Origin of the sequence: Streptomyces sp. NPDC059037, from assembly GCF_042740015.1 — a bacterium.
Taxonomy (GTDB): domain Bacteria; phylum Actinomycetota; class Actinomycetes; order Streptomycetales; family Streptomycetaceae; genus Streptomyces.
This window is the reverse complement of record NZ_JBHYIG010000446.1, coordinates 1-4,763: the sequence shown is the minus strand read 5'-3', so window position 1 is coordinate 4,763 and position 4,763 is coordinate 1. Positions and strand designations below refer to the sequence as shown.

Below are 4,763 nucleotides of genomic sequence, written 5' to 3'. Positions count from 1 at the left end.
CGTGATCCCTCGATGCGCCCCCACCCACAGGCCAACCCCCACACACAACACCACACGCCGCCCCCCCCCGCCCCCCCCCCCCACCAAACTTCTGTCACCTGTTGAACTACTGCGCGCCGGGACGCACCAGACCGCTCTCGTACGCGTACACCGCGGCCTGCACCCGGTCGCGCAGGCCCAGCTTGGTGAGCACATGGCCCACATGCGTCTTGACCGTCGTCTCGCTGACGAACAGGTCCGCCGCGATCTCCGCGTTCGAAAGACCGCGGGCCACCAGCTTCAGGACCTCGACCTCACGCTCGGTCAGCGTGTGCAGGGTGTCCGGCACCGGCTCGTCGCCCGACGGGAGATGCCCGGCGTACTTGTCCAGAAGCCTGCGGGTGATGCTCGGCGCGAGCATCGCCTCGCCGGAGGCGACCACCCGGATCGCCTGCACCAGCTCGTTCGCCGGGGCGTCCTTGAGCAGGAAGCCGCTGGCGCCGGCGCGCAGCGCCTCCACCACGTACTCATCCAGGTCGAAGGTGGTCAGGACCAGGACCTTCGCCGGGCCGTCCCGGCCGGGCCCGGTGATCTGCCGGGTCGCCTCGACACCGTCCATCCGCGGCATGCGGATGTCCATCAGGACCACGTCGGGCTGCAGCGCCCGCACCTGGTCGAGAGCCTGCAGGCCGTCTCCGGCCTCGCCGACGACCGCGACGTCCTGCTCGGCCTCCAGGATCATCCGGAACCCGGTGCGCAGCAGTGGCTGGTCGTCGACCAGTAGGACACGGATCGCCACGTAACTCTCCTTCGCTAGCCCGGCCCCATTCTGCCCTGCGCGCCCTCTCCGGACTCGGGCACCCTCACCGCAAGCGGGTACGGCGGGGGAGTCCCGCCGAATTCCGGACATACGGCCTGGTGGTCGCACCAGCCGCAGAGCTTGGTCGGCCGCGGCCGCCAGTCACCGGTCTCGGTGGCGAGCGTGATGGCCTCCCAGAGCGCGTGCAGCTTCCGCTCGACCTGCTCCAGGTCGGCGATCACCGGGTCGTACGTGATGACGTCGCCGCTGCCCAGATAGACGAGCTGGAGGCGGCGCGGGACCACGCCCTTCAGGCGCCACACCACCAGGGCGTAGAACTTCATCTGGAAGAGCGCGCCCTCCGAATACTCGGGGCGGGGGGCCTTGCCCGTCTTGTAGTCGACGATCCGCACCTCGCCGGTGGGCGCCACGTCCACGCGGTCGATGATGCCGCGCAGCTTCAGGCCGGATTCCAGCTCGGCCTGCACGAACAGCTCCCGCTCGGCGGGCTCCAGACGAGTGGGGTCCTCCAGCGTGAACCACCGCTCGACGAGCTTCTCCGCGTCCCCGAGCCAGCGCGCGAGCCGCCGGCCTTCCTCGTCGTCCGCGAACAGCTCCGTCAGCTCCGGTCTGGCTTCCCGCAGTTTGTCCCACTGCCCCGGGATCAGCGCCTTGGCGCGCGGCGCGGTCCGCTCACCGGCCGGGGCGTCGAAAAGCCGCTCGAGGACGGCGTGCACCAGCGTGCCGCGGGTCGCCGCCTCGCTCGGCTTCTCCGGCAGCTTGTCGATCACCCGGAACCGGTAGAGCAGCGGGCACTGCATGAAGTCGCTGGCGCGCGAGGGCGACAGCGACGCCGGGCGCACGGCCGCCACGGCACCGTCGGTGCTGGTTTCCATGAGGACAGACCCTACGACCCGCCACTGACAACGGCCGCATACCATCGACGACAGACCCTCTCGCCCTGCATGATCGTGCGTGTACCGCGCCGGACAGGGGCGAGGGACGCTTCGAACGAGGGGACATCGTGGACGAAAGCGGCGGGAGCGGCAGGCCGCGGTCCGACGGCACGGACGGCCGGCGGCCGGGCGCGGGCCACGTGAATCCGCCGCGCCCGGTGGACTCGGCCGAGCCGGCGGGCCCGACCCGGAGCGCACCGGACGGCGCCGCACACCCCGGCCCGGAAGCCACGCCGGACGACACGAACCCCGAACACCCGACTGCCGACGCCACTGCGCGTCGTCCCGAGGCTGGGGCCGCCGATGCCACTGCGCGTCCCGAGGCTGGGGCCGCCGACGGCACCGCGCGTCCCGAGGCTGGGACCACCGAGGCCACCGCGCGTCCCGAGGCCCGCGAGGAGACCCCGGGGCAGGAACCCGCCGAGGACACACCGCGGCCGCCCCGCGAGGGCGAATCCAGGCCTGCTGATCCCGCCACGACTGGCTCCGCCGAGCCCGGGTCCGCCGCGCCCGCCGCTGCTGAGCCCGGCTCCGTCGAGTCCGGCTCCGCCGCGCCCGGCCGTGCTGCGCCCGACCCCGTCACGCCCGACTCCGCCGCGCCCAACCCCGGCGACAGCCCCGCGGGACCCCGGTCCGGTGACCGGCTAGTGAAGCCGTCCCGCACGGAAGCACCGGGCGACGCCACATCCGGCGACCCCGCGCCCGGCCCCGGCGATGCCCGCCCCACCCCGCAGCCCGGCGACAGCCCCGCGGGACCCCGGTCCGGCGACCGGCTCGTCAAGGCTCCCCGTACGGAGTCGACCGGCGACGCCGCGCCCCGTTCCACCGACACCCACCCCGAGTTCGCGCACGCCGGCCACGGGCCCGCCCCGAAGCCCAAGGCGCAGAAGGGGCCCGGGGGAGGGCTGCTCATGGGGCGGCCGTTCGGTGTGCCGGTGTATGTGGCGCCGAGCTGGTTCCTTGTCGCCGCTCTCATCACCTGGGTCTTCGGCGGGCAGCTCGACCGCGTGCTGCCCGAACTCGGCGGCGCCCGCTATCTCGTGTCGCTGTTCTTCGCCGTTGCCTTCTACGCATCCGTACTCGTGCACGAGCTGGCCCACACCGTCGCCGCCCTGCGCTTCAAGCTGCCGGTGCGCCGCATCCAGCTGCAGTTCTTCGGCGGCGTATCCGAGATCGAGAAGGAGAGCGAGACCCCGGGGCGCGAGTTCATCCTCGCCTTCGTCGGGCCGCTGCTCTCCCTCGTGCTCGCCGGGGTGTTCTACGCCGGCATGCGCGTCGTCGAGCCCGGCACCGTCCCCGGCGTACTGCTCGCCGGCCTGATGATCTCCAACCTCATCGTCGCCGCCTTCAACCTCCTGCCGGGGCTGCCTCTGGACGGCGGCCGCATGCTCCGCGCCGTCGTCTGGAAGATCACCGGCAAGCCCATGAGCGGCACGGTCGCCGCCGCCTGGGTCGGCCGCGCCCTCGCCATCTCCGTCCTCATCGGGCTGCCCATCCTCAACCAGTCCGGCGCGCTCGGCGGCGAGGCCCAGGACATCGGCGGCATGGACACCGTCACGGACGCGCTGCTCGCCGCGATCCTCGCCGCGATCATCTGGACCGGTGCGGGCAACAGCCTGCGCATGGCCCGCCTGCGCGAACACCTGCCCGAGCTGCGGGCCCGCGCCCTGACCCGCCGCGCCGTCCCGGTCGAGACCGACACCCCGCTCTCCGAAGCGCTGCGCCGCGCCAACGCCGCGGGGGCCCGCGCCCTGGTCGTCGTCGACGCCGACGGCGACCCCATGGCCGTGGTCCGCGAGGCCGCGATCGTCGGCGTGCCCGAGCACCGGCGCCCCTGGGTCACCGTCAGCGGCCTCGCCCAGGACATCACCGAGGGCATGCGCGTCTCCGCCGAGCTCGCAGGCGAGGAACTGCTCGACACCCTGCGGGCCACACCCGCCACGGAGTACCTCGTCGTCGAGGACTCCGGCGAGATCTACGGAGTGCTCTCCGCCGCCGACGTGGAGCGCGCCTTCGTGAAGGCCATGGCCCGCCCCAGCTGACGTACGCCACCGTGGTCGGCGGCCCCCGCACGGGCCGGTAGGCTGTTCACATGTCCGAACCGACCGGTGCCGCCCGCCGACGCGGGCCCTTCAAGGTCGGGGACCAGGTTCAGCTGACCGACCCCAAGGGCCGCCACTACACGTTCACGCTCGAGGCCGGGAAGAACTTCCACACCCACAAGGGTTCCTTCCCCCACGACGAGCTGATCGGTGCTCCCGAGGGCAGCGTTGTCCGCACCACGGGAAACGTCGCCTACCTCGCGCTGCGCCCCCTGCTCCCCGACTATGTCCTGTCCATGCCCCGCGGCGCCGCCGTGGTCTACCCCAAGGACGCGGGGCAGATCCTGGCCTTCGCCGACATCTTCCCCGGCGCCCGCGTCGTCGAGGCCGGCGTCGGCTCAGGATCGCTGAGCAGCTTCCTCCTGCGCGCCATCGGCGACCAGGGCATGCTGCACTCCTACGAGCGCCGCGAGGACTTCGCCGAGATCGCCCAGCAGAACGTGGAGCGCTACTTCGGCGCCCCGCACCCCGCCTGGCAGCTCACCGTCGGCGACCTCCAGGACAACCTGAGCGACACCGACGTCGACCGCGTCATCCTCGACATGCTCGCCCCCTGGGAGTGCCTGGACGTCGTCTCCAAGGCGCTCGTCCCGGGCGGCATCCTCTGCTGCTACGTCGCTACGACCACCCAGCTCGCAAGGACCGTCGAGTCCATCCGCGAGATCGGCGGCTTCAACGAGCCGACCGCCTGGGAGTCGATGATCCGCAACTGGCACATCGAGGGCCTCGCGGTCCGCCCCGACCACCGCATGATCGGCCACACCGGCTTCCTGCTCACCGCCCGCCGCCTCGCGGACGGCGTCGAGCCCCCCATGCGCCGCCGCCGCCCCGCCAAGGGCGCGTACGGCGAGGACTACTCGGGTCCCAACGCCGACGGCGGCACCCCGCGCTGACCCGCGCGGCGAGCCCCGTCCAACAAGCAGGCGC

At 72.7% G+C, this 4,763-nt stretch carries 4 protein-coding genes; 2 read left to right on the top strand and 2 right to left on the bottom strand.

From position 1 onward, the window contains the following. Positions 1–106 precede the first annotated feature (106 nt). Positions 107–778 carry a response regulator transcription factor gene (locus tag ACFWY6_RS44240; protein WP_135332738.1) on the bottom strand — a complete coding sequence of 224 codons (672 nt, stop codon included), beginning with the start codon at positions 776–778 and terminating at the stop codon, positions 107–109. A gap of 14 nt (positions 779–792) precedes the next feature. Then, positions 793–1,674, bottom strand: coding sequence for a RecB family exonuclease (locus ACFWY6_RS44235; protein ID WP_360772251.1), 882 nt, complete (start codon positions 1,672–1,674; stop codon positions 793–795). 128 nt (positions 1,675–1,802) lie between these two features. Here ACFWY6_RS44235 and ACFWY6_RS44230 point away from each other — a divergent pair, with 128 nt between their 5' ends. Beyond that, positions 1,803–3,776, top strand: coding sequence for a site-2 protease family protein (locus ACFWY6_RS44230; protein ID WP_384703223.1), 1,974 nt, complete (start codon positions 1,803–1,805; stop codon positions 3,774–3,776). A 50-nt stretch (positions 3,777–3,826) separates the two neighbouring features. After that, positions 3,827–4,729: a tRNA (adenine-N1)-methyltransferase gene (locus ACFWY6_RS44225; RefSeq protein WP_135335457.1), complete on the top strand. Its 903-nt coding sequence runs from the start codon at positions 3,827–3,829 to the stop codon at positions 4,727–4,729. The last annotated feature ends 34 nt before the right edge of the window (positions 4,730–4,763 follow it).

Excerpts from the sequence above, each read along its gene's own strand:
- ACFWY6_RS44235 (WP_360772251.1), bottom strand. The coding sequence starts at position 1,674 with ATGGAAACCAGCACCGACGGTGCCGTGGCGGCCGTGCGCCCGGCGTCG.
- ACFWY6_RS44225 (WP_135335457.1), top strand. The coding sequence starts at position 3,827 with ATGTCCGAACCGACCGGTGCCGCCCGCCGACGCGGGCCCTTCAAGGTC.